The sequence below is a fragment of the Hoylesella nanceiensis DSM 19126 = JCM 15639 genome, assembly GCF_000379965.1.
Lineage (GTDB): Bacteria > Bacteroidota > Bacteroidia > Bacteroidales > Bacteroidaceae > Prevotella > Prevotella nanceiensis.
The window spans coordinates 365514-391522 of the sequence record NZ_KB904331.1; the positions used below are offsets into that span (position 1 = coordinate 365514).

The following is a 26009-nucleotide window of genomic DNA, read 5'->3' on the forward strand; positions in this document are numbered from 1 at the left end:
AAATTATCATTATCATGCAATTGAATTTTAAGAGAAGTCTTGCTCTACTATTATTAAGTACTTCTATGAGCGTGTATGCACAACAAACATACACCGCTCGTGTAGTAAATCAAGAGACAGGAGAGCCCATTATCGGGGCAATTGTAAGTTCTTCGAATGGCGAAAAGGCGCTAACCGATGCGCAAGGTCGCTTTTCTTTACCCTTAAATGAAAATCAAACCATTCGCATTAGCTATTTGGGTTTTACCCCACAAAGCGTTAATAGCAAGTCATTTCGCAACGGAATGGTTATCGGTTTGATACCAGGTATCGACCTACAAGAGGTGAAAGTCACCGCAAGTATATCGAGTGCACGAAACAAAAAGGCTCTTGGTAGCAACGTAGAGCACGTAGATGTGAGCAAATTAACTGCTAATGAGCACGCCAACTCATTGAGTGACATTCTTGATGGACGTGTTGGTGGCGTTCAAATGTACCAAAGTAACGGCAAAGTGGGCATGCCTATTCGCTTTAATATGCGCAGTGGAGCGACAATAAGTATGGACAGAGATCCCATTATTTATGTAGATGGAATCAAATATAACACCTCTCACATTTCAGATATCAATAGTTCGCAAGACGCTTTAAGTGCTTTAAACGACCTTCCGATAGAAGATATCGCCTCAATTGACGTGATAAAAGGTCCTTCTGCCGCTGCAAGTTATGGTGCAGAGGCGGCTAATGGCGTTATTGTTATTACCACTAAGCGTGGCAGTTTCAATGCAAAGGAAAACAATAAGGCAGCTATTCAGGTTAAAATGTCATTGGGTGCAGCATCGTTAGCACGCAAATATGATCAGTTTGTAAATAACAATTCGCTCAATAACTTCTTCGAAACAGGTTGGCAAAAGAATCTTTATGGAACCGTATCTAAAAGCTTCCGAGGCAATCAAAACATGTTCTTTTCATATAATATGAACGATGTTGAGGGCATTGTACCTGGAAATAGAGACCAAAGACACACCACTAAACTGGCTTACGACATTAAAAGTGGACCGCTAAGTGTTAGCGCAACGGCTTCGTATGTACACGGAAACATTAGTCTTCCACAAACTGCTATGGGCCGATACGATGCTATTTGGAACCTAATGATTAACCAAACACCTTGGCCTTACGTTGAAGAAAGCACCTGGAGAGCGCAAAGTTGGACCTATAACAACGATCGTTTCTTGGGTAATATACGCTTAGGTTATTTGCTTCCAGGCGCAGTTAAGCTCGAAACAGTTATCGGAGTAGATGTTAATAGCACTAAAGGTATCTACCGATTGCCTTATGGTTATCTCCTAGGAAATAACAATGAGGGTGCAAAGAACGTGAGTAACCGACGCAACTCGAGCTTTAATTGGGACATAAAGGCTTCTCGTAAGTTTAAATTAGCCGACAAATGGAACCTAACAGCAACACTTTTATCGCAAATAGCACGTCAATACGAAACCGTGAACACTGTTAATGCTTCTCGTTTTAAAGGAGATGTAGACAATATTGCAGCGGCAACGGAGCGCAATGTGAGTGAGAATACGTTTGAACAACGCACTTGGGGACTCTATGGAGAGGCTTTTGTAAACTATGATAACCGCTTATTTATCAACGCAGGCTTACGAAGAGACGCCTCAAACCTTATCGGTAGCAACGTGGCAAGCATCTATTATCCTTCTTTGAGCGTTGCTTATAATTTGGAAAATCAAAAGTTCCGCCTTGCATATGGTGAGAGTGGACGTCTTCCTTATCCCACAGATGCACGCACATCTTACGTTATGGACGGCATATCTGCATACGGACCCACTGTCAAACCGCAGTTTAAAGGCAACCCAAATATAAGACCTGAGAGGATGAGGGAAATTGAATTCGGTACGGATTGGACATTAGCTAAACGCCACAATCTATCTCTTACTCTTTATGCTCAATACACTTCTGATGCTATTATCTACGAAAATCTCTTGTCAAGTGATGGATGGATTGGTAGTATTCCACGCAATGTGGGTCGCATAAAGGGTCATGGTATCGAGTTCGGATATAATGGTTTGGTGTGGAAAGATGCCAACAAACACTCGTTAGACGTATATGCTAACGTGAATTATCAAGCAAATAAGGTGACTGACACAGGCGGAAGCGACATCACCAACTATCCTAACGTGATTAAAAAGGGCTATCCTGTTTATTCATTCTACTATCACACTGTAGAAAAAACAGCTCTTAATGCCGACGGAACTTATAACGCTAAGATGGGAGCTGTGGAGAGTTCTGACTATAAATACTTAGGTAAACCTTTCCCTGCAGTGAATGGTTCGTTCGGATTTAATTTGAAACTGTTCTCTAATATCACCTTTGGAACAAAGTGGAACTATGCTCTTGGAGCCTCAGTTTACAACCAAAGCTTTTATAATACTGCGGGATTGGGCGACAATCTCAAGAAACGCAACGACCAGTTAACGGCTCTTGCTAATGCAACTGTGGGCACTCCTGAATACGAAAAGATTGCTAACGACTTGGCATACACTGCTCGTTTCAGAGCAAACTATATCGAGAAGGCTGACTTCTTGCGCCTTTCTAACCTCAATGTGGGATATGATTTCACTTCATTAGCACGCAAGCTCACTAACAACACGATAACAAGTATGAAACTATCGTTCTCTGTTCAGAATGTATTTGTTATCACTAACTATTCTGGAGCCGACCCTCAAGTGGAGGGAAATGGCGGTAATCGCAAGCAAAGAGGTATCGGAAGTTTGTCGAGAGACATCACCAATGCGCCTCATCCACGCACTTACACTGCCACTCTTAGTTTCACTTTATAACACAATAAACAGCAATGAAAAAACTAATTATAATGGCTTTTGCCATCTCTGCCCTACTTTCTGGTTGCGATTCGTGGGTCGACAAGGCTGAAACTCCAAGTAACACGCTTACTTATGATGAGTTAAAGCGTCCAAGTATGATTGCAACTCTTCAATCGAACAACATCAGTGACGGTCCAATGGTGGCGTTTGTTAAAACGCTTCAGGGCGAAGCTGCAGCACAATCGTTTTTGGCTTTGGGCACAACGGTTGACGAATTGACTGAGGGAACGATTCCTAATGCTTTGCTTTATCGTCACATTTCGAGCGATAACATCACTCCTTCGTCGGGCACTCAAAACGATCTTTGGAACCGTTTACAGAACTATTATGCAAGAAGTATTGAGGTATTGAATGTTGCCAACGAGCTTCCCGACAACAATACGAAGGCAACTAACTTGTCGAAGGCTTATGGTGGCTACATAGGTAACTTGCATGCGGGATACGCTTTACAGCTTTTGGCTGAGTGTTTTTCTACTACTCCTGCTGCTGAAGGGGGCTCTATACGACTTAATAATGCTTTGGTTTCGCACGAATCACTATTCACTATGGCGCAAAACCATTTTAACAAGGCTTTGGAATTTGTGCAAATGCAGGCTATTAAGGACGCTTCGGGCTTCAACTACAATGCAGCTGTCCGCCAAATCAACACTTACAAGTTGCGTTTGGCTATGCACCAGCAACGTTATAGCGATGCGGCTACTTTGGTTGCACTTGCTATTAACGACTCGGAACAGGTGGAGGTGATTTATAATAACGATGGTTCTGACAATCCTTTGTATGCTGCTATCGGTCCAAATGCTCGTGATGTGCAGGTAACTGCTGACTTGGAGGCTGCTCGTTCTACTACTGCTGAGCAAAATGCACTGCCTTTGAAGCACGCAAGTGTAGACAAGAAGAATCCTAATCGCTACAACATCTATGCCTCTGCGCTATCAAGAAAGGGCGCACTTGTTATTGCTGACGCTGCTGACATTCATTTTATTAAGGCTGAATTGATTGTTCGTGGCGTGCTAAGTGGTGACGCTTTAGTGGAGGTGAACAAGGTGATTGCAAAGTATAATGCGAGTGATGCGGAAACTGCTACTCCTTCTTTGGAACGTATTGCTACGCTTCGTCGCATCTATTTGGCATTGCGTGGCGAGCGAACTGCGGACATTAGACGTGGCTTGGAACAAGGTTCTGCGGCTACAAAGTGGCAACAACGCAAAACTAAATGGTTGCCTTTGCCTGAAAAGGAATTGGAGAACCTCCCCTAACCCCATACGATGGGGGGCGGTTTTCTTTTAGTTTAAGAAGAAACCCCATACGATGGGGGGCGGTTTTTCTTTTGACTAAAGAAGAAACTCCCACATAAAAGAGGGCGATTTTCTTTTGATTTAAAAAGAAAATCCCAAACAACAGGAAGGTATCCTCATACAATGAGAAGTGTACTTTTAAAGTTGAAGGGATAGAACTCTATACAATAAAAGGATAATAGTTCTTTTAAAAAGAAGGGTATTCGAGATAACAACGTTCCTATTTAAATGGAATATGGATAAAGTAACAATCTGGTTTCAACGAGGTTGTTACTTTTTTTTATGGCTACTACCTTTCCTTTGAAACACAAGTGGAATGAGGTGGGCGAATAAAAGGAATGCTATTGCAATGTAAAAGCATTGGATTTACATTGCAATAGCATTGAGTTTGTGGGGCAAAAGCATTGCTTTTTATTGGCCACCGCTATATGCTTGAAAAGTACTTATGTTGCAACTCGTTTTCAACCTCTTTTCCATGACATCGAAACAAGGTGCATCTTTCTTCTTTGATGCTCTTCTTTTTTCAACCAAAAGGAAGGATAATATTTCCTACCTATATATATACGAGAAAAAGAAGGTGACTTTTAAAAGAGAATGCGTAAGAAGTTGCGTGAGAGGGGCACAACCTTTTAGGCTTTTACATAATGCACAAAGTCGAAATCGAAGGCGTGTTTCTCGTCTTTTTCGTGATGTTCTCTACTCTTTTCTTTCCACTCTTGATAATCAGGAAAGAAGGTATCGGCATGTTCGGGCACATCGTTTACCTCGGTAAGTATCAACTCCTCGGCAAAATCTAAGCATTGCTCATACACTTTTCCGCCACCAAGAATAAATACCTTTTCATCGTTTTGACAAGCAGAAAGAGCCTCTTCGAGTGAGTGATACACTTCGCATCCTTCGAGAGTGATGTTCTGTTGTGTTAGAACAACGTTCTTTCTGTTGGGCAATGCGCCTTTAGGAAGCGACTCGAAGGTGTTTCTTCCCATAATAATGGTATGCCCTGAGGTGAGCGATTTGAAGTTTTTTAAATCGTTTGGAAGCCAATATAACAATTGGTTTTGATAGCCTATGGCACGATTTTGGGCAACTGCCGCAATAACATATACTTTCATTATACTGAAACTTGGGCTTTAATATGGTCGTATGGATTATAGTCTTCGAGTGTGAAATCTTCGTATTTAAAGCCAAAGATGTCTTTCACTTCGGGATTGATGCGCATCTTTGGGAGCGCACGTGGGGTGCGTTGTAACTGCAATTGTGCCTGTTCGAGGTGGTTAAGATAAAGGTGTGTGTCGCCAGTTGTATAAACAAACTCTCCAGGTTCGTAGCCTGTTACCTGAGCAACCATCATCAATAGCAACGAATAAGATGCAATGTTGAAAGGAACTCCTAAGAAAGTGTCGGCACTTCGTTGGTATAATTGCAACGAAAGTTTATTGTTTGCTACATAAAACTGAAACAAACAGTGACATGGTGGCAATGCCATTTCGTCTACTTCTGCTGGGTTCCACGCTGTAACAATCATTCTTCTTGAGTCGGGATTATTCTTAATCATATCCACAACTTGTGTTATTTGGTCGATGGTTCCACCTTTATAATTAGGCCATGAACGCCATTGGTGACCATAAACAGGACCAAGTTCGCCATTTTCGTCTGCCCATTCGTTCCAAATACGCACACCATTCTCTTGCAAATAGCGCACATTGGTGTCGCCTTTTAAGAACCACAACAACTCGTGAATAATTGATTTGAGATGCAGCTTCTTGGTTGTTAATAACGGAAATCCATCTTCTAAGTTGAAACGCATTTGATAACCGAACACGCTTTTAGTGCCTGTTCCTGTTCTATCTCCTTTTGTTGCTCCGTTATTAATAATGTGTTGGAGTAGGTCTAAATATGCTTTCATAACTTAAAATGCTGATTGTTGATGGATTGTTATTGTTTTATTTGTTGAAAAAAGAATGAGTTTATCGCATAAGCCATGTGCCTTTGTGCTGAATCATGGGCACTACTATTTGCTCACTTGTGCTATCTCCAAAGGTAAGTAACAAGAAAACATCGGCTGTGTGCTTTGCTGTATCGGCACGATGGCGTATCACTCGCACTTCTTTTATGCCTTGATGTTCGGTTTGTTGCTGTGCAATAAACATCTTTGCATTGTCGAGTAGCAAGTCACGATAACGCTTTGGAATACTATCTTGTTGATATGTTCCCTCTAAAAAAGCATCATAATGTCCTGCAACAAGGGTGTCGTAATAGTGTTTTGCCACACGAGCTGCTACCTCACCTTGATTGATTTCTTTTGTACAAGCAATGGCAAGCGCAATGAATGCGATATATAATAGTTTCTTCATTCTTTCGTTTCGCAATTTAATTGTATAGTTCGGAGCATCTAAAAAGGCTATCGTTTAGGGATAGTTACTCGTTTATCGAACCATTTATTTACTGCTGGTTTGCTGTTCTTCGGTTGCTTTCACCTTTCTAAATAGGTCGGAAGCAAACACAAGGTCGTTGAGATGCTCGTTGGTTGAGTGCATCACTTCTTCTTTATTTCCCTGCCATTCTTTATGACCTTTATAGATAAAGGCAATATTATCGCCAATTCCCATCACCGAGTTCATATCGTGTGTGTTGATGATGGTGGTGATATCGAACTCTTTTGTGATACTTGATAGCAGCTCATCGATCACCAATGAGGTGCGAGGATCAAGTCCTGAGTTAGGCTCATCGCAGAAAAGATATTTAGGATTGAGCACAATTGCACGGGCAATAGCCACACGCTTTTGCATACCTCCCGATATTTCTCCAGGGAACTTTTGCTGTGCTTCGATTAGATTTACACGATCTAAGCACTCTTGAGCACGTTTAACTCTATCACGATAGGTCATGTTTGAGAACATATCTAAAGGAAACATCACGTTCTCGAGTACAGAAAGCGAGTCGAAAAGCGCTGCATTTTGAAAGATCATTCCCATCTCTCTACGCATAGCAACCTTTTCTTTTTTGCTCATTTTCACAAAATCTCTACCGTCGTAAAGCACCTGTCCTGATGTAGGAGCAAACAATCCTACAAGGTTTTTCATAAGAACTGTTTTACCAGAACCACTCTGTCCGATAATAAGATTTGTCTTGCCGTCTTCGAAAACAATGTTGATGTCTTTCAACACTTCTTTATCTTCGAACGACTTATATAGATGTTTAACTTCAATCATATTTAAGAAAGGATTTGAGTGAGGAACACGTCTGAGAAAAGAATTAAGATACTGCTACTTACAACGGCATCTGTACTTGACTTTCCAACCTCTACTGAGCCTCCTTGAACGGTGTAACCATAGTAAGAAGACACGCTGGCGATGATGAAAGCAAAGAACAAACTCTTAATAATACTCATCCAAACGAACCAAGGATTAAATGCATGTTGCAAGCCAAGTGTAAGGTCTTCGGGTGAAAGTATGTGACCAATATAAGCGGTTGCATAGGCTCCTAAGATACCAGTTACAGAGCTAAAGATCACCAAGAATGGCATAATTGTAACCAAACCCAATATCTTTGGCATGATGAGATAAGATGCTGAGTTGACTCCCATGATGTCTAATGCATCTATTTGTTGTGTTACTCGCATCGTACCAAGCTCTGAAGCAATGTTGGAACCCACCTTTCCCGATAGGATTAAACACATAATACTGCTCGAAAACTCAAGTATAAGAATTTCTCGTGTGGTGTATCCTGAAACCCAACGAGGCATCCATGGACTCTGAATATTCAACTTCATCTGAATACAAATAACGGCTCCGATGAAGAAAGAAATAAGTAATACGATTCCAATAGAATCCACTCCAAGGGATGACATTTCTTTTATATAACGCTTAAAGAACATTCTCATGCGCTCAGGACGTGAAAAAGAACGTCCCATTAGCATTATATATTCACCTAAAGAGGTGAGATATCTGTGAATTAACATAATCGATTTGTAATTAAATAATGTGCAAATATAACCTTTTTCTATCGAAAAGAGGGTGCAAAAGGGCAAAATATACATATTTTAAAATATTAAAAGGCTTTCTATTTGCATCGCCTTTAAACGAAATGTTACTTTAAACGGTAAACAAAGTAGGGCTAAATGGGGAGAGAAAGGCATTTAGAGGTCTTTTAGTGTTCACCTATTTATATTATTATAGGGTGCGTTTAATGGCACAAAACTACCAAAATGACACAAAAACTGACCAAAATTGGGGCAAAAATGACAGAATGTCACATTTCAAAATTATCGCAAGAAATAAAAATATTATTGGCACGCACTTTGTTAATAGTGTGGTGTGCGTTGATAAAAACGATACAGCTTAACACTCAATCGATTTGAAATGCACCTCATAACAATTGCTCTCTGCAAGTTATTGAATAGCTTTCAATCGAAGAGTAGACAATGAGATATGAGAATTAGTGAATTAAACAAATTAAGAATAATAATAAAATAAATAAGAATATGGGAAAAATTATTGGAATAGACTTAGGAACAACTAACTCTTGTGTTGCTGTTTTTGAAGGTAACGAACCAGTGGTTATTGCTAATAGCGAAGGTAAAAGAACTACACCTTCTGTGGTAGGTTTCACTAAAGATGGTGAAATTAAAGTTGGAGACCCTGCAAAACGTCAGGCTATTACCAACCCAGTGAACACAGTTTACAGTATTAAACGTTTCATGGGAGAGACCTATGCACAAAGTAGTAAAGAGGCTGAACGCATGCCTTACAATGTTATTGACGAAGGAGGATATCCAAGAGTAGACATTGAAGGACGTAAATATACTCCACAAGAAATATCTGCAATGATTCTTCAAAAGATGAAAAAGACCGCAGAAGATTATCTTGGACAAGAAGTTACTGATGCTGTTATCACTGTTCCAGCATACTTCTCTGACTCACAACGTCAAGCAACAAAGGAAGCAGGACAGATTGCAGGTCTTAATGTTCAACGTATTGTGAACGAACCAACAGCTGCTGCTCTTGCATACGGTGTGGATAAGTCTAACAAAGACATGAAGATCGCAGTGTTCGACCTTGGTGGTGGTACATTCGATATATCTATATTAGAGTTCGGTGGTGGCGTTTTCGAAGTGCTTTCTACAAACGGTGACACTCATCTTGGTGGTGATGACTTCGACCAAGTGATCATTGATTGGTTGGTAAACGAATTCAAGTCTGAAGAAGGTATCGACCTTACAAAGGATCCAATGGCTATGCAACGCTTGAAAGAAGCTGCAGAAAAGGCTAAGATTGAATTGTCAAGCTCTAGCACAACAGAAATAAATCTACCTTATATCACTGCAGATGGTGGTGTACCTAAACACCTTGTGAAGTCTTTAACACGCTCACAATTCGAACAATTGGCACACGACTTGATCCAAGCTTGTTTGGTTCCATGTCAAAATGCTATACGTGATGCAAAACTATCTACATCAGATATCGACGAAGTTATCCTTGTTGGAGGTTCTAGCCGTATCCCTGCTGTACAAGCACTTGTAAAGAACTACTTCGGTAAAGAACCATCTAAGGGTGTTAACCCTGATGAGGTTGTTGCTCTTGGTGCTTCTATTCAAGGTGCTATCTTGAACAAAGAAGGTGGTGTAGGCGACATCGTTTTACTCGACGTAACACCTCTTACACTTGGAATTGAGACTATGGGTGGAGTAATGACTAAGCTAATTGAAGCTAACAGCACTATCCCTGTGAAGAAGAGTGAAACCTTCTCTACAGCTGTAGACAACCAAACTGCGGTGACAATCCACGTATTACAAGGTGAACGTCCAATGGCTTCACAAAACAAGAGCATTGGTCAATTCAACCTAGAAGGTATCGCTCCTGCAAGAAGAGGTGTGCCACAGATCGAGGTTACATTCGACATTGACGCTAACGGTATCCTTAACGTATCTGCAAAAGATAAGGCAACAGGTAAAGAACAAGCTATTCGTATTGAGGCTTCTAGCGGATTAAGCGACGAAGAAATCAAGAGAATGAAGGCTGAAGCTGAACAAAATGCAGAGAACGACAAGAAAGAACGTGAACGTGTTGACAAGATGAACCAAGCTGACTCTATGATTTTCAGCACTGAAAACTTCTTGAAAGACAATGGTGATAAATTGCCAGCAGATCAAAAACCTGCAATCGAAGCAGCTCTACAACAATTGAAGGATGCTCACAAAGCTGCCGATGTTGCTGCTATCGACGCTGCAATTAGTAACCTAAATAACGTTATGCAAGCTGCAAGCGCACAAATGTATCAAGGTGCAGGCGCACAAGCTGATCCTAATGCAGGCGCTCAACAACAAGCAAACAGCAACTCTGCAGACGATATTCAAGATGCTGATTTTGAGGAAGTGAAGTAATTCGATTATACAAGAACAGAATTATTGATATGCAACAGGGAACAACTTAACAAGTTGTTCCCTGTTTTCTTTTGCCCTCTTTCGTTATTTTAGAAGGAATCGTCACATTTATTTATCACAAATAAAAACGTTTATAATGCTAATTTCATTGCTTTTAGAATCATAAGTCAATAGGAAAATACTGAAAGTATTTCATTCCGATAAAAGTTGAGATGCTTGTTTTACGCTCCTATGGCAATTAAAATAACATAATCTGTCCTCTCACTTATTCCAATCTAACGACCACTCCTCGACCTTACAACTCTTTACCTTTCTAATTTCACATCTCCATTAATCTCTTTACCCCACTTACTGCAACCGCCCCACAACCTTACTTCCTCTTATAAACATTCTTCTCTCCGACAATCTCACTGCTTTTGCATTCTAATAGCATTAAAATTACATTCTAATAACATTGAGATTGGATTGCAATTGTAATGAGATTGGAAATTCAATGTTTTAAAGAGAAAGAGGCATATAAATTTAATTCTTACATAAAATAGAAAAATAAAAATACATTAGACATTCCTAAAAATATCACAATAAACACTTTCTTAATTAACAACTTATTATTATCTTTGCATTAATAAATTATTAACCTACGGAATAGAAAGGACAAAGTACGACTAACCAAAACATTGATTATAATACAATGTTTTATTATATCCGTAATCATTATATATAAGTCAAGAGGGTCAAGTCCGTAACTTCAGTAAATATTTATTGGCAATGGGTGAGAGTGTTTCTGATAGTACACACATCAAGGCTTTAGTGCTACCAGCACTCACCACAAAGATTGATGACCGAGAAATGTTTATGAAGGGTATTAACTATTCCTATTATTATAAAAAAAATGATTAACAATGTTTTTCTATCTGTATTATTAAGTATAGACATCTGAAAAAGTAACAATTTAAGAATTGAAATAATACATTATACAATATGGATTCCTATCGGTTTCCCTAGTTAGAAGCAAAAATACCATATGACATTAAAAAGAATGTAATGATGGAATATATCGTACCTCAAATAACTAAATACTCAAATATCGATGAGCTGCTAAAGAACGAAAGTAAAACTCCGTCTTTATTTGACAGAGACAATTTTTTGTCAATTGATGATTTATTGAGCGAAAACTTTGTCTGTATCGTAGGCGAACCAGGTGTGGGTAAAAGTAGGCTTATTTCTGAAGTAAAGACAAAACTTACAGAAAAGTCATTTTCTTTTTGTAATGCGTCCGAGTTTAAACCGAAAGTAATTCCATCAGATATTGAATACTGCATTGTGGATGCCTTGGATGAAGTTGATGGAAGCGGTTTCTCTTATACACTACAACTTATAAAGCAATATAAGGAGGAACATCAGGATGTGAAAGTAATGTTCTCCTGTAGAAAACACTATGTTGTATCTTATGCAAGTTTTTTCTCTTCTTGTACTAAATTAGTTTTTGTAGAAGTAAATAGATTAGACGATCAAGAAGTAACAAATATTATTGATACATGTGCTGATGTCACGAAAGAAAATATAAATAAAAGTCCAAAATTAAGGAAGCTTCTATCAATACCTAGGTATTTGATGTTTCTACTGGAAAGTGAGAATCAAAGAGAGGGTATCTCAAATATTGGAGAACTATTTGAGTTTATTATTGACAAATCAGTAGATGAAGCTCTAACAACATATGACAAACCTGTTAGGAAAGACAACTTTAAGGCTCTTATTAAAAGGGTCATAGAAAAAATTGCTTTCATTATGGAAATAAGTCGTAAAGACAAAATTTCAAAAGACGACTTGTACACGATTATAGACGAGTTAAAGGGAAATATGGCACATATGCTTGTAGCCAATTTTGACCTTCTTTTCTTTGAAAGTCGTATATTGAAAGAAACAAATGGAATATTACAATTTGGAAATTCAGAGATACAAGAATATCTTGCAGCTAAGGAGCTTGGTAGACAAGAAAATATAGAAAGTGTGCTTTACGATGTCGCTGTGCAAAAGGAACTAAAGCATATTTATCCTAATTGGTATGATGTGATTCCTCATCTTTCATATTCGGAGGGCAGAAGTGATTCATTCGTTAATGTTTTTAAGCTCATTACATCCTATGAGTCACATCTTGAGAACGAAACTTTCGAATCGCTTCTAAAATATGTTAATCCATCTACTCTTGGAGTTCAGCAACGAAAAGAGTTGTTTTCAAATCTATTTGAACATTATCAGCGTGTACCGGCATACATTAAATGGAGAGGTCCTATTCAGAATTTAATACAAGAATGCTATACTTCTAGTTGTAATACTATATTAAAGATTTCTTCTGACCAGCTTAACAAGATACAATTAACCAATATTTATGCTATACTTGAAGGACTTGTTGAAAATAACAAACTCGATGAAAGTGTAATAAAACATTGGGAAGATGCTGCAAGAGCACTTATGGGAACTAAGGATAGTGAAATGCAACAGATTGCTTTAAATTTTTACTACGCACTTAAGGATGATGAGGAACTTAGAGAGTTAGCAAGTACTTTTAATAGCTTTACTGAGGATGTAAAACAAAAGTATATAGAAGTAACTGGATATCGAAAAATTACAGACAAGTTAGTAATTGACTGTTGGTTGACTTATTGCGACAAAAGTAATCCTGAAGCAATAAATGCAGTTCTGTACATTGATGATCCTGAATCAATAATCTATGCATATAATAAGATTCTTTCGAAAAAAATTCGTGATTTCTTTAATCCCAAGGGATCTTTACTTGTTCTTTACGATTTTTATTTGAAAAAGCAGTTTGATGTTGTTTGGAAATTCAATCAAGATAGAAGAGACCTTATGACAAAAGTCATTGCATATTTTGTAAAAAATAGGAACTATTCTTCTCTAAAAGAAATCAATACTGTAGTTAAACAAATTTTACTGGAAGAAGAAACAGGGATGATATTTTTTAATTGCTTTGAGAAAGATATATGGAAACTAGAAGTTCTATTTAGGACGTTTGACGCAGATCTGATCGATGCGGATTTATTATCTAAATTAGAAAAGTTATTGAATGATATAGATGCAGAAAAGTGGAACAAAGACAATATTCTAATTTATCTTATAAACAAAATACGAAAGGACGAATCTAAGAAATGTACCATATCTGATTATATAAAACGTTACAAAAATACCTTTGAACAGTGGGATAAGAACTCAAACGAGATGAAGCAAGAGAGAGACTATGCCCCATCGCTATCAAAAGCATATCAGAGACTTTCAAAACAAGAAACATCTGAATACGATAAATATGAATTAGCTTTTGAACTTTCTAAAAGCATTGATTTTTTAAGCAAGCAAGATCATAAGCCTATTGTGGATGTTATTACTGATTTCTTTAACGGGATTGATTTGGATAAACTGATATTGAAAAAAAATGGAGAAAATTCCTATCGTTTATCATTGGCATTGGTAAAAATACCTTCCTATGTGAGAGTAATGCATCATTTAGGTTGCAATGCTCTTTTGGAAGAATATAAGGATATATTAATAAAGACCCTACCAATAGTATGTCGTACAGCGGACTTTGATTCTCGTGAAATAAAAAACATATATAAGTCTGTTATAGGAAATATAAATAAAGAAGAGGTATCAAGGATTGTGGAGTGGTGGAAAGCACGGAAAGATGATTTCTTGAATATTAGCTCTGATGATATTTTTACTTGCATTACCGACTATGGCATTGATGCTTTATCTTATAAGCTGGAGGAGTATATCGAAAAATATAAAGAGGATGCGAGTCTTGGAAACAGAATAGCAGCTGCTCGTGCCTTGGAGCTTATCTCAGAAGATTATTGTAAGTGGGATATAAATAAGTATAAAAAGCTGTTTGGTAGCCTTGAAGATGAAAGTATTGAAAGCGTTAAAATGCAGTGCAATGCTATCATGATAGAAAAATTTCAAGAATCAGAAGCTATAAACTGGAGAATAGAATATCTTAGAGCTAATGTTACCAAATCCGTTCATAACGAAACGGGACATGTTCGTTGTATCTCTAGGGAAGAATCTGAAATGATTAGTTCCAACCCATATATGTTTAGATGTTTTATGAATATAAAAGATAATGATGGGCTCATTAATCAAATGTTTGATTTGTTTGATTTTGGGTTATCTTTATCCGTAAAGCCAGATACTCAGGAATACTCAAGTTATCTTCTTAAACAGATATATTTATTCTTTGTGAATACAAATAAAATCACTTATATTTCAGAATTACGAAAGAGAGTGGAGGCATTTAACGCAACAAACATGAGTTATCTTGCTTATAACATTATGAATAATGCCGAAAGTATTTTCTTAAAAAATGAAAGAACAACTATTAGCAAGGCTATTAAGCTGTATAATAGATGTATTGACGAGTTTTATTTGCAAATTCGAAATAATGGTGATTTAAGGCGATACTTTTCAAAGATTCAGTACGAAGTTCAGAAAGAGATTCAAGATCAAGGTATATATGCTTTAGTGCGTCAACAAAGTTTGAGCGAGGATTATATTCAGAGAGAATTGAAGAATACCATTATAAATAAGTGTTGCCAGATGGGATTGGAAACCATTCAAGTTGATAGAGAAGTGGCTCTTCAAGATAATAAACGCACAGACTTTCTCATTAGATACGGCCTATGTAATCCTATTATGATCGAACTTAAATTACTTAATAATCCAGAGATTAAAAACGAGAAAAAACGTCAGGAGTATAAAAATAAATTTGTTCAATACACTAATGCGACTAATGCTTGCTTATCTGTATTTTGGGTATTTGATGTTCATAAAGGTGGGAGTATTGAAGATTTTGAATACTTAAAAGCGGAATATAGAAATCTTAATAATACTTTGGTGCTATTAACAGATTGTAGATGTAGTAGCGGTATTGAAACGGGAATATCACACGGTAATGATAAAATTGGTAGTAAGAAAGCTAGAGGTAACAAAACAAGGCCTAAAAATAAATAGAGGCTTAAATTTAGAGTTGGAAATACGATTACAACTATATTGTATATATGAAATAAAGGTGCTATAGTGATAACATCCAAGATGATTTCTAATCAATACTACTCAAATTGAGGAAACATTTTTGTACCATGAGAACGTAAATTGCTGATAATCAGTGTTAGATATATTTGAGGAAGGGAAGTAATTCGATTATACAAAAACAGAATTATCTATATGCAACCTTGGACAACTTAACAAGCTGTCCAAGTTTTTTTTGCTCAATTCAATAGCATTGAGCAAGTCTGATTATCACAATATATGGGTAAATAAAATCTATCAAAAAGAGGGAAAAGAGTAGTTTATGAATGTTCTTTTCATATAAACTTCTTCATACAACCTATACAAAGTGAGTAAATTGTATGCAAAACAACCAATAAATTAACACAAGAAATGCTATAAGAAAAACAAAGAAATACAACCAATAAAATTGCAAACACCCCTTATCCAAACTCAGGATAGGCAATTTTCTTGCTTTCTCCAGCAAAACATTTGGCGAGACTGGCAGCGGTTTGCGACACAGCAACCATCAGAGGACTATTCTTTCCGTTGATCATCACATCGCAACTCGACAGCATCAACATCTTTTGTTTCAGTTCAGTGGTTAAGTCTTCGGGAATTTCTTGTGTTTTTATGGTCTCCAAAACGATGTCGTCTACAAAGGGACGATAAGGCTCCATGATGTCATCCGCTAAGCAATAGGCATTGTATCGGTTGTGATGATGAATACCAAAGACAGGCAATAATCCGCTACTCACTAAGGATCGAGCCACAATTGCACGCAAAATGGCATAGCCATAGTTCAGTAGATTATTAGGCGGAGTTCCCTCTTTGTCACGTGTAAAATCAGGAATCGACACAAAGATGTTCTTCCAATAATAAGCAGCTGCTTGCGCTTCGTTATTATCCGAGTCGTCACTCTTCACGTTTCTTGCCAACACATGCAATGGAGCAAACGAACGTGTGGTGTGCTTTTGCAAACAAAAAGCCTGATTTTCGATCTTTGCTTTCACCGTTTGTTGCCATAATTGCTTACGCAAAGGGACACTCGATTCGAGTTGATTGCGGAACCGCTCTTGATGAAGTGTGTTACCCGAAAGAGGCAAAAGCAAGCCTATTGGCATGCGTTTCGCATCGCAAGTAACCACCGCCACAACGTTATCGAGCAGTGCCGACATCAATCCTTGCGTTATCGTAATCTGCTTATTGTCAAGCACCACAACGCCAAGGTCTTCAATAGGAATTGTCCTCACCGCCTCTTTCTTCATTTCTTCGGATAGCGTTGAGTGCTCAATCTCGGGCAATCTTATCACCATCTGCTCATTACGAAGCGACAAATAAGCAGGATTACCGAAATATAATGTCTTTTTTATCATTCTCTATTTCGCATTTTCATTGCCATAAGCTGCGTATTAAAACGTATGTTGCTTAAGCTTTCTATTGTAGCTTCAATCTCCTCAACACCCTTTTCAGCTCTAGCCTGTAGTTTTTACTAATACAAGTGTTTTCATTTAGACGAGTATAAACGATCATTCTGTTACTAATTCGATGTACAAATATAATAAAAAATCGAATTCCATTATTAACATATATGATTTATTTTTACCACTTTTTCAAGTATAACAGTATAAAAGAGAATGAGAGCACATCGTTTATTTGATAAGAACAAGAAGATAAGAACACAAAAAAGAGACAGAAGTTGATTGTTTTACTTCTGTCTCTTTCTTATTATTTCAATCGAAATATATTTTCGAAAACTCTCAAATAAAAGGGGGCTTTCCTCCTATTCTAAATGCCTGCGCCATGCTCGAATGTAGAAACGGTAGCACGACTTTGCACTACTCGTGATCCAGGAGGCAAGTCGGTGGTTTGACAAACATTTCCTCCTATGATGCTATCATGCCCAATTCGAATTCTACCTAACACCGAAGAGTTAGAATAAACCACCACACGATCTTCTAATATAGGGTGACGTGGTTCTCGAAGGAGATGTCCTTCGGGATCGAACTTAAAGCTACGTGCACCAAGAGTTACGCCTTGATAAAGACGAACATTATTGCCAATGATACACGTTTCGCCAATAACAACGCCCGTTCCGTGGTCGATACTAAAATAATCGCCTATCTCTGCGCCTGGATGAATGTCTATTCCCGTTTGCGAATGCACAGCCTCTGTAATCATTCTGGGCAACACAGGCACTCCAAGTAATAAGAGTTCGTGAGCCAATCGATAGTGAAGCATAGCCTTCAAAGCTGGATAACACAAAATAACTTCTTCGATATCTTGCGCAGCAGGGTCGTTATCGAACACCGCTTGCACGTCTGTTCCAAGCTTTCTTCGTAACTCAGGAATACGTTCTAACACCTTTTCGGCTACCCTACTACCAAATTCTTCGGCAGAAACTGCATCACAACTGGGCAACATTCGATAGGTTCGGGCTGCTTGTCCTGCAATAACCGCCACAAAACGAGTGAGCGTTTCACCCACAGGACGACAATCGAAATAACCTGAAAACACGATAGAACGAAACAAACTGATGGTTTCTTCTAACTCGCTGGCATCTATTCCAACAATATTTACTTTGGGAATATGTTGATCGGGTTGCTCAAGTTGAGATAAAACTTGTTGAATAGCATTTATCATAGCTTTACATCTGTTGGATGTTCGTCGTGTGCATAGAGAACGGTTGAAAGATAACGCTCTCCAGTATCGGGCAATAACACTGCTATAGTCTTTCCTTTTAGGTCGTCACGCTTAGCCAATTGCAAGGCAACAAAAGCGGCTGCACCTGATGAAACTCCAACCAATAGACCTTCTTTCGAGGCCAATAAACGAGCGGTTGCAATGGCTTCATCGTCTGCCACGGTAATAACTTCGTCTACAACTGCCGCATTATAATTGTCGGGAACAAAGCCTGCACCAATTCCTTGAATCTTATGTGGGCCTGCTTTTCCTTGTGATAACATTGGAGATGCAACGGGTTCAACTGCAATAACCTTTACATTTGGATTATACTCTTTTAGCTTTTTGCCTACCCCACTCACTGTTCCTCCTGTTCCAACACCTGCAACAAACACGTCAACATGTCCATCGGTGTCTTTCCAAATCTCTTCAGCTGTGGTGGCATAGTGCTTATTGGGGTTGGCTTTATTTTCGAATTGACCAAGTATCACGGCATCTTTCAATTCGCTTTGAATAAGCTTTGCTTTGGCAATGGCACCCTTCATTCCTTCTGATCCAGGTGTAAGTACCACCTCTGCACCATAAACTGCAACCAATCTTCGACGTTCAATAGACATCGTTTCGGGCATGGTTAATATCAATCTATAACCTTTCAAAGCACTAACCAAAGCCAAGCCAATACCCGTATTACCACTTGTTGGCTCTACAATAACGCTGCCTTCATGCAAAAGTCCATCACGTTCTGCTTGCTCAATCATGGCAAGTGCAACACGATCTTTTACACTTCCGCCCGGATTAAATGCTTCTATCTTAGCCACAACACGTGCCTTTGCATCTATGTCTTTTTCTAATCGTCCTAACTCAACTAAAGGAGTATTTCCTATTAGCTCAATTGCTGATTTCATTATTCTTTCCATAACTCTCATTTATTTAAATTATACATCTCCCATCAACAGCAATGTTGTTATCCTGTTGCTCGCTTCTGGGGTTTTTATCTTTATTTTTTACGTTTCTACAAACGTGTTCTCTTTATTGTTATCCCGCTCTTTGTGGGGCATATTACTACATTCCTTTACCCGAACCAGCACCCAAACCAGGTACTTGCGAATTGCTATCTTCTCGCTCTTGGAAATCGTTTGTAATTTTACTTGAGCGTTGTTGGAATGTTTTCTTTGTATTTCCGAAATTCCAAGCCACTGTAAACATAAGATTTCTAAGAGGAATTTTGATATTCATCTTATTCTCGAAATCGTGTCCTTTGCTATATTGTTTGATCTCTAACTTGCCTGTTAGTGGTTCAAGATAGAGCAAACTCAAGCTTAGTTTATCGTTGAATAGACTCTTTGTAAGTGTCGAAATCAACATATTATGACCTGTTTGATAGCCCTGAAGAGTGTATTTGTTGGTAGAACCAGTGACATTCACATTCCATTTCAAATCCCATGGCAATGTTTGTTGCACTCCTAAGAATGCCGTTGCCATCCAACCTGAGTTGTGTTGGTTGAGCTGTGCAGACTTTAAGTCGGCATACTCAAGAGTGAGATTGAGCATTATTCGGGTCTTTTTAGATAGAGAATAGTTCATAAAAGTGTTGAAATTAAATGACTTACTTTGCACAATATTGCCATAAGTTCTATTTAAAATGCCACTTTGCATGAATGAGTATTCTTCTATTTTATTATTAGCAAAAGTTGTACCAAGCGTGAAATTGGCCATAAACTTGCGTGAGAAGGTGTTATAAACCAAATTAATGTTGTGAGTCTTTTCCACCTCTAAATCGCTATTTCCATAGCTTATTATCGTTGGATTAGAGCGATCTACATAAGGATTTAAATAGGTAATACCAGGACGAGTGATGCGCATACCATAGTTAATACCTATATTCTTTGTTCGAGAAAGATTGTAGGTGACACTGGCAGAAGGCACAAGATTACCATAATTCTTTTTAAAATTAGAACCTGCACCCAAAACAAAATCTACACTTTCCCATGTATGCTCGTATCTAAGTCCTGCCTTAGCACTCACATTTTTCAATGTAACCTTATACTCTGCATACTCTGCTAAAATGCTTTGAAGATTCTTATAATTAACGCTTTTGGCTGGATCATACTGCTCAACGCTACCCACTATATCGTAAAAACGAGAGTCGGAAGAGTTTCTCCTACTGATATATTTAGCACCAGCATTCAACTGTTGGGTCTTACTTAATGGTGTGATATAATCCACTTGCAATGTATGTTCGGTTCCACGTGTCTTTGCTTCTGAATAAAGATCAGCGAGTGGAATAGTGACCAATGCAGAAAGTGGATCGTAGTTTCGACGATTTTCGCTACGAGCAGGACTGGTTGTAAAAAGATAACTCAACGTAATGCTACTTGTTCTGCTTCTATTTAAGAAACGCTGATAATCTAAACTACCATTATATGAGTTGTTGACATTTTTCATTGTCATATCATTGCTATACGAAAAGCCTGTTCCATAGCTACCACCCGTGAAGGTTGTTGTTGGATGTCCATCGTTATTCATCTCGAATTGAGTTATTCCTAACGTTGCATTCACATTACTAACAGAGTCTATTTCATACCCCAAACTAACATTAGCCATAGTGAAAGGCATTCTTGTTGAACCCGTTTGATTATAAATCATACGTGAACCATCACTCGCAATACGTTCCATCTCGGTTTCAACACCTTTCACCCTACCTCTGTTGTTCATTATGTTAGCACTATAACTAAGCTTGCCTTGCTGTCCACCGATAAAGCTCGAAAGTCGCAAACCTATTGCAGCTGCAGTTAAACTGACATTTCCATTATAGCCATTTTGCTTCATTTTAGAGTTGGAAGACGCATTCATAACGATGTTGAGCACGCCTCCTACACCCTCGGCATCATACTTTGCACCTGGATTGGTTATCACCTCGATGCTCTTTACCATTGACGCTGGCATGGCTTTAAATACCTGCGAAGGATTAGAAGAGAACATTACGCTTGGCTTTCCGTCAACATACACTTTGAAAGAGCTTTGACCATTCACCATGATATTGTCTTGTCCATCGACGGTAACCATAGGAACTTTGCGCAACATATCGAGCACAGTACTGGCTTTTGAGTCGTTGTCGGCTTGCACATCATAGGCCATTTTGTCGGTTTCCATCTTCACAAGTGGCTTTTGCGCCACCACTTCAACACCTTTAAGCTGTTTGGTATTATCTTGAATAAGCAACTTACCTAAGTCTATCTCGCCCCCTCTGGTACCCAACTGCACGTTGCGTATAATTTCTTTGCGACCCATTGAGCTAAAAGAAATCAAGAAATGGCCCTGTCCATTCACTGTATGAGCAAATGTTCCGTCCATATTTGTAACCCACATGGCAAGGGGTTTATCGCTCTTACGTTCTTTATAAACCCTAATAGTTACATAAGGTTCGCCTTGACTTGTAAGCGAATCTACCACCATTCCTTTTATTGTTGAGGTTTGGGCATAACTATTTACGGAGCCTAACAACAGGCCAAAGAATAATAAAGTGCTTTTTGTTTTCATATATCTTTACTTCTTTCATTCATATTCTATTTCTTCTTTATGGCTGGTTTATAATCTTGCCATCATGTTCGAAATCGAAGATAACCCTATAAACTGGTTCGTTTAGAACTGTGATCTTTTATAAAGTGGGCCATTTTATCTTTATCTTTAAATGAACAGATGAATATATTCTGATCATAAAAGTATGTTCTTTATTTTTTATTGATACTCTTTTTTTGCTTATACCACATACAAAAATCAACGGTAAACAGGCACAACCAAATGCAAAAACAAATAACCCCTAAGCCTCCTAACCATGCTAAAGGAGTGCGTATAAATGCTGCAACAAGCGGAGATGCAATTTCTTTTCCATTTACTGTCAAGCCTTCTGTATAAACAACATCATCTGATTTCGCTGAAGTACCTTCAAAAAACAGACTATGAAACTTTATATAATTCCCTTTTTTGGTTTTATCAATAAAGAAAGTGATGGTATCACCTTTGTTAATTACATAGTCGTCGAGTTTATATTTTGGAGGAAATAAAAAGAAAGGATAAGAATTTTCATATCCTTGCCAATAGATATGGTTTGTATCTCCTTCTAAACTAAAATTTACTTCCCAACCACTATGAGACGTTTCAAGTATGCGTATTCCATGAACAATGCCTGTTTTACGTGGCAAGTCATCTCTAACTGAGAGGAATCCTATTACATAAAAAGGTAATAAGAAAAAAAGAGTTGCAGCCATACAATATATTCTGGCAGGAATATCCCAATACTTTAACATGGAATCTATTTTGAATTTATACTTTAATTTCATAAATACCAACTTTCTTCTTTATTTCTTTTGGGGACTCAAAACACTCAGTAGATAAACTTTTAGACGTTCGTTTTCATTTCTAACAAAGCTTTCATTGCATCATGCTCGTCAGCTTTTCAAAATAAATTGGGCGCCATTTCTTTTTGATAAAGAGATTTTTCTGTTTCGATAAGGCGCAAAACAATCTGCTTTATTTGTAAAGGTAGGAATTTAATAAATACAAATCGATTTTTGTTTTAATATTTTAACAGAAAGAATTGACACTTGACGAATGTCTTGTTTTGAGTAAAACGCCTAAAAAAGAGGCATTTTTATTCTTATCTTGTTTTGCATTTCTAGTCTTTCTCTGTTGACTTTCTTTCTCATCTTCATTCTACCTACAAAATAAGCTCAATGCTTTTACCTTGCAATAGCTATGTTTTTACCTACCAATATCAATGCTTTTAACACCCAATTACAGTGCTTTTTAAAGAAATAAAAAAAGTCATCATTACTACTTAGAAAAGCTATCGATGTTTTTCTCATCAAAATACTTACAAAATCATTGATAATATAAAACATTTATATAACTTTGTTCGTGGTAATCGTAATCTAAATGCTGTTGTATCTTTTTGACTATCAATGATAAGAACGCAACGTATTATTATAATTAGCTACATTTAAAGAACTCTTTCTTGGGGAGTTTATCCACAATTGGAGTTGTGTTATCTTAAAATACGAATGTTTATGATGCTTAAAAACACGCCATATAAATGGTTAGCTTACCTGGTAGGCTGGTTTATTTTTGAGTCGTTTATTGGTTATTCCAAGAGATACGACCTAACTCAGGAGTCCTTTACAGTCTTTGTTTTAATATCATTATTGGTCAATTCTATTTGCTCCTACAGGTTTGGAAAAGAAAAAGGGAAGATTGCTGGCGTGCTTATTTTTATCATAGGCTTAGTGATTTGCATACTCATTGCATTTTTTATATATGCAGTGGCATTGGGAGCAAGTATGATGCATTAGGTCTTTAGACTTACATTGACAATATTTTATCCCTTCTGCATCCTTTTGAACGAAGAGTTTCTAATAAAATCTATTTCGATGGAATTGGTTTACCTATCAATTATCCTCAAAGAAGGATTATATTAAATCTTAAAAAGTGAGTGTTTATGATGAAGAAATTTATGCCTTATAGATGGATTGCTTACATAATAGGCTGGTATGCGTTTCAGTTTTTTCCTGTCTATTTCCGCATGACACACTTAGATGAGGAATTTATTACATTCCTCTTTTGCATATCAGTTGTGGTAATTGCCATTTTTTCTTATGAGTTTAGCTTAGAAAAAGGAAAGGGCAAAGGTGTGTCTATCTTCATATTATGTATGATTATCGAGGCACTTGTTGCGTTCTTCACTTTTATACTCTTGTTAGGAATGAGCTGGCACAATTAGTTTAGAGAACTTATATTTTGCTGCTTTTATGTTTGTTCTATAACATCTACATACATTCGTTTGTGAATAAATACGACACTAGAAAGAAGATGCAAATGGAACACACTGCATTTACAAACTAAGATCCTTAGAATACATGGTGGAAATAAACGACATCCTTTGCAGAATTCTACAAATAGAACATGGTTTTCAACACATTATTGATGGAGCTGACCAAATATTTTCTGCTTATTCGAAAGAACAATGTTTGAACTTTGCTTTTGAATGGTTTAAAAGTAAAGATTATCAAGTCCGCATGTTAGCAACAACCATGTTGGGAAGATTAGCAAATGAGAACAATAACGCTCTCTATTTTCTCAAAGAACAAGTGAGTAAGGATAGCAATTGGCGTGTACAAGAGATGCTGGCAAAGGCTTTTGATGAGATTTGCAAACGCAGAGGATATGAGAAGTCGATGCCACTTATCGAGGAATGGATAAACGACAACAATCCTAATGTTGCTCGTGCAGTAACTGAAGGACTGAGAATTTGGACGAGTCGCCCTTTCTTTAAAGAGCATCCTACAATGGCAATTGCGCTAATTAGCAAACACAAAGGGAACAAAAGCGAGTATCTTCGTAAATCTGTAGGAAATGCTTTGAAGGATATTAGTAAGAAACATGCTGATTTGGTAGGACAAGAAGTGCTAAAATGGGACTTATCTAATCCTCGAATTCTATTCACTTACAAACTTGCAAGTAAGCTTTTATAAGCCTTAAGCCTATTTTTAGACTGCTAATAAAAAGATGTTGATTGAACTTATTCTATCAAAGAAATCATGAAGATATTGCTTAGTACTTTGTTTTTGGGATTCTTGATAGAGAGTTTTTTGATAATCAGCATTTAGTCTGTTTACGGTTTGGAGATATATTGTAAATAAATATTGCATCACTTGAAAGTCAATATTACCATATTAGAAGCTGTATAAACATACACCTTAGGACAAACTCTTAGTTTTTTTGTAGGCATTGGGTATAAAGCAATTTACGTCTGACAGGCTTTTATATTTTACTCTGTGCACTTTAATTCCTTTCAAAAGACATTTATTTACGCTGTAAACAACTTATATTGCTTTAATGCATGTTTCCCTTCTTCTATTTAGTAAATGTCTTGTGGCTTTCTAAATAGCTGTTTGTTGGGTTTCTGCAAATGATTTAGGTTGCGTTCTTCATTTATTTGCAACCTTGAAGTCATTAGTATAAATGAACTGGTGCTCCTTTATATTTGTTTTAATAGTCATTTGTTTCTTTCTTTAGCTATTTATTTAGCTTCTAAGGCATTCTTTTCTTTAGAATGAGTATTTCCTACACTGTTTTTAGATAAGCGCCTTATAGCCTTATAAGTAGTCATTGGGGATCATAGCAGGTTCTCTGTATAAGTCATCTATTGGTTCTTTGGTCTCAAGTGATTTCTATAAAATGCACAGAAAGGCCTTCTTTTGTTCTTCTAAAGAACTTTTACATATTTTACTAAGATCGCCTTTCCTTTGTTTTGAAAGTACCTTTTATGTCCTTCCTTAATACTTTCAAGGTCTTCTTTTGATACAAGTAAAATATGGGAACGTAGATATTTAGTGTTCAATAACCCCCCATAAACAAAAAAAAGAGCTTAACTGATTACTCAATTAAACTCTCTCTAATAAAAAAGGCAGCTACCTACTCTCCCGCATTGCATTGCAGTACCATCGGCGCAAGTGGGCTTAACTTCTCTGTTCGGAATGGGAAGAGGTGGAACACCACCGCTATAACCGCCTGATATACCTTTATAATATCAATAACATATCTACAAGCAAAATGTATGATTAAATAAATCACAACGGATGAAAATAATCTGTGTCTGAAAGCTTTGGGCAATTAGTAGTGCTCGGCTTTGACATCACTGTCTTTACACCTACACCCTAT

The 26009-nt window shown here is 37.5% G+C and carries 17 protein-coding genes, 1 rRNA gene and 1 pseudogene; 8 read left to right on the top strand and 11 right to left on the bottom strand.

The genetic code is table 11. The features are described 5' to 3' along the window. Positions 1 to 14 precede the first annotated feature (14 nt). Together A3GM_RS0107690 and A3GM_RS0107695 are read left to right on the top strand one after the other, a co-directional pair. Positions 15 to 2834, top strand: coding sequence for a TonB-dependent receptor domain-containing protein (locus A3GM_RS0107690; RefSeq protein ID WP_018362808.1), 2820 nt, complete (start codon positions 15 to 17; stop codon positions 2832 to 2834). 14 nt (positions 2835 to 2848) lie between these two features. After that, positions 2849 to 4132: a RagB/SusD family nutrient uptake outer membrane protein gene (locus A3GM_RS0107695; protein WP_025830024.1), complete on the top strand. Its 1284-nt coding sequence runs from the start codon at positions 2849 to 2851 to the stop codon at positions 4130 to 4132. Positions 4133 to 4800: 668 nt separating this feature from the next. On the opposite strand, the gene A3GM_RS0107700 is transcribed toward A3GM_RS0107695, so the two are convergent. The 5 genes from A3GM_RS0107700 to A3GM_RS0107720 all read right to left on the bottom strand — a co-directional run bounded on the left by A3GM_RS0107700 (position 4801) and on the right by A3GM_RS0107720 (position 8132). Continuing rightward, positions 4801 to 5283: a dihydrofolate reductase gene (locus tag A3GM_RS0107700; RefSeq protein ID WP_018362810.1), complete on the bottom strand. Its 483-nt coding sequence runs from the start codon at positions 5281 to 5283 to the stop codon at positions 4801 to 4803. Continuing rightward, the gene (locus tag A3GM_RS0107705) at positions 5283 to 6077 is read right to left on the bottom strand and encodes a thymidylate synthase (protein WP_018362811.1); all 795 of its coding nucleotides are present in this window, start codon (positions 6075 to 6077) and stop codon (positions 5283 to 5285) included. The genes A3GM_RS0107700 and A3GM_RS0107705 overlap by 1 nt, the downstream gene beginning before the upstream one ends. A 61-nt stretch (positions 6078 to 6138) precedes the next feature. Continuing rightward, a complete protein-coding gene (locus A3GM_RS0107710; RefSeq protein ID WP_018362812.1) occupies positions 6139 to 6525 on the bottom strand; it encodes a hypothetical protein in 387 nt (128 codons plus the stop codon). Positions 6526 to 6609: 84 nt separating this feature from the next. After that, the gene (locus A3GM_RS0107715) at positions 6610 to 7383 is read right to left on the bottom strand and encodes an ABC transporter ATP-binding protein (protein ID WP_018362813.1); all 774 of its coding nucleotides are present in this window, start codon (positions 7381 to 7383) and stop codon (positions 6610 to 6612) included. Positions 7384 to 7385: 2 nt separating this feature from the next. Continuing rightward, positions 7386 to 8132 (bottom strand): MlaE family ABC transporter permease, encoded by a 747-nt coding sequence (locus A3GM_RS0107720; RefSeq protein ID WP_018362814.1) that lies wholly within the window; start codon positions 8130 to 8132, stop codon positions 7386 to 7388. 227 nt (positions 8133 to 8359) lie between these two features. Between A3GM_RS0107720 and A3GM_RS11610 the strand changes: the two genes are divergently transcribed. From A3GM_RS11610 to A3GM_RS0107735, 4 genes and pseudogenes are all read left to right on the top strand, one after another. Beyond that, positions 8360 to 8515: a hypothetical protein gene (locus A3GM_RS11610; protein ID WP_154648122.1), complete on the top strand. Its 156-nt coding sequence runs from the start codon at positions 8360 to 8362 to the stop codon at positions 8513 to 8515. Positions 8516 to 8654: 139 nt separating this feature from the next. Beyond that, positions 8655 to 10553 (top strand): molecular chaperone DnaK, encoded by a 1899-nt coding sequence (gene dnaK, locus A3GM_RS0107725; protein ID WP_018362815.1) that lies wholly within the window; start codon positions 8655 to 8657, stop codon positions 10551 to 10553. 750 nt (positions 10554 to 11303) lie between these two features. Further along, positions 11304 to 11453 (top strand): annotated as a pseudogene (locus tag A3GM_RS11785) (cell filamentation protein Fic); the annotation flags it as partial. 144 nt (positions 11454 to 11597) lie between these two features. Beyond that, positions 11598 to 15575: an NACHT domain-containing protein gene (locus A3GM_RS0107735; RefSeq protein ID WP_025830026.1), complete on the top strand. Its 3978-nt coding sequence runs from the start codon at positions 11598 to 11600 to the stop codon at positions 15573 to 15575. 479 nt (positions 15576 to 16054) lie between these two features. Here the strand turns inward: A3GM_RS0107735 and cas1 are convergent, their stop codons facing one another. The 5 genes from cas1 to A3GM_RS11140 all read right to left on the bottom strand — a co-directional run bounded on the left by cas1 (position 16055) and on the right by A3GM_RS11140 (position 22633). Further along, the gene (cas1, locus tag A3GM_RS0107740; RefSeq protein ID WP_018362818.1) at positions 16055 to 16987 is read right to left on the bottom strand and encodes a type II CRISPR-associated endonuclease Cas1; all 933 of its coding nucleotides are present in this window, start codon (positions 16985 to 16987) and stop codon (positions 16055 to 16057) included. Between the two features lie 412 nt (positions 16988 to 17399). Beyond that, on the bottom strand, positions 17400 to 18254 hold the full coding sequence (locus tag A3GM_RS0107745; RefSeq protein ID WP_018362819.1) for a serine O-acetyltransferase: 855 nt from the start codon (positions 18252 to 18254) through the stop codon (positions 17400 to 17402). After that, on the bottom strand, positions 18251 to 19210 hold the full coding sequence (gene cysK / locus A3GM_RS0107750; RefSeq protein ID WP_026216155.1) for a cysteine synthase A: 960 nt from the start codon (positions 19208 to 19210) through the stop codon (positions 18251 to 18253). The genes A3GM_RS0107745 and cysK overlap by 4 nt, the downstream gene beginning before the upstream one ends. 145 nt (positions 19211 to 19355) lie before the next feature. Continuing rightward, complete coding sequence (locus tag A3GM_RS0107755) at positions 19356 to 21833, bottom strand: outer membrane beta-barrel family protein (RefSeq protein ID WP_018362821.1); 2478 nt, start codon at positions 21831 to 21833, stop codon at positions 19356 to 19358. A gap of 191 nt (positions 21834 to 22024) precedes the next feature. After that, positions 22025 to 22633 (bottom strand): hypothetical protein, encoded by a 609-nt coding sequence (locus A3GM_RS11140; protein ID WP_018362822.1) that lies wholly within the window; start codon positions 22631 to 22633, stop codon positions 22025 to 22027. A 1154-nt stretch (positions 22634 to 23787) separates the two neighbouring features. Between A3GM_RS11140 and A3GM_RS0107770 the strand changes: the two genes are divergently transcribed. Together A3GM_RS0107770 and A3GM_RS0107775 are read left to right on the top strand one after the other, a co-directional pair. Next, positions 23788 to 24069, top strand: coding sequence for a hypothetical protein (locus A3GM_RS0107770; RefSeq protein ID WP_018362824.1), 282 nt, complete (start codon positions 23788 to 23790; stop codon positions 24067 to 24069). 136 nt (positions 24070 to 24205) lie between these two features. Then, positions 24206 to 24820, top strand: a complete 615-nt coding sequence (locus A3GM_RS0107775; RefSeq protein ID WP_018362825.1) for a DNA alkylation repair protein — start codon at positions 24206 to 24208, stop codon at positions 24818 to 24820. 930 nt (positions 24821 to 25750) lie between these two features. Here the strand turns inward: A3GM_RS0107775 and rrf are convergent. Further along, positions 25751 to 25863: ribosomal RNA gene (rrf, locus tag A3GM_RS0107780) — 5S ribosomal RNA — on the bottom strand. Positions 25864 to 26009 lie beyond the last annotated feature (146 nt).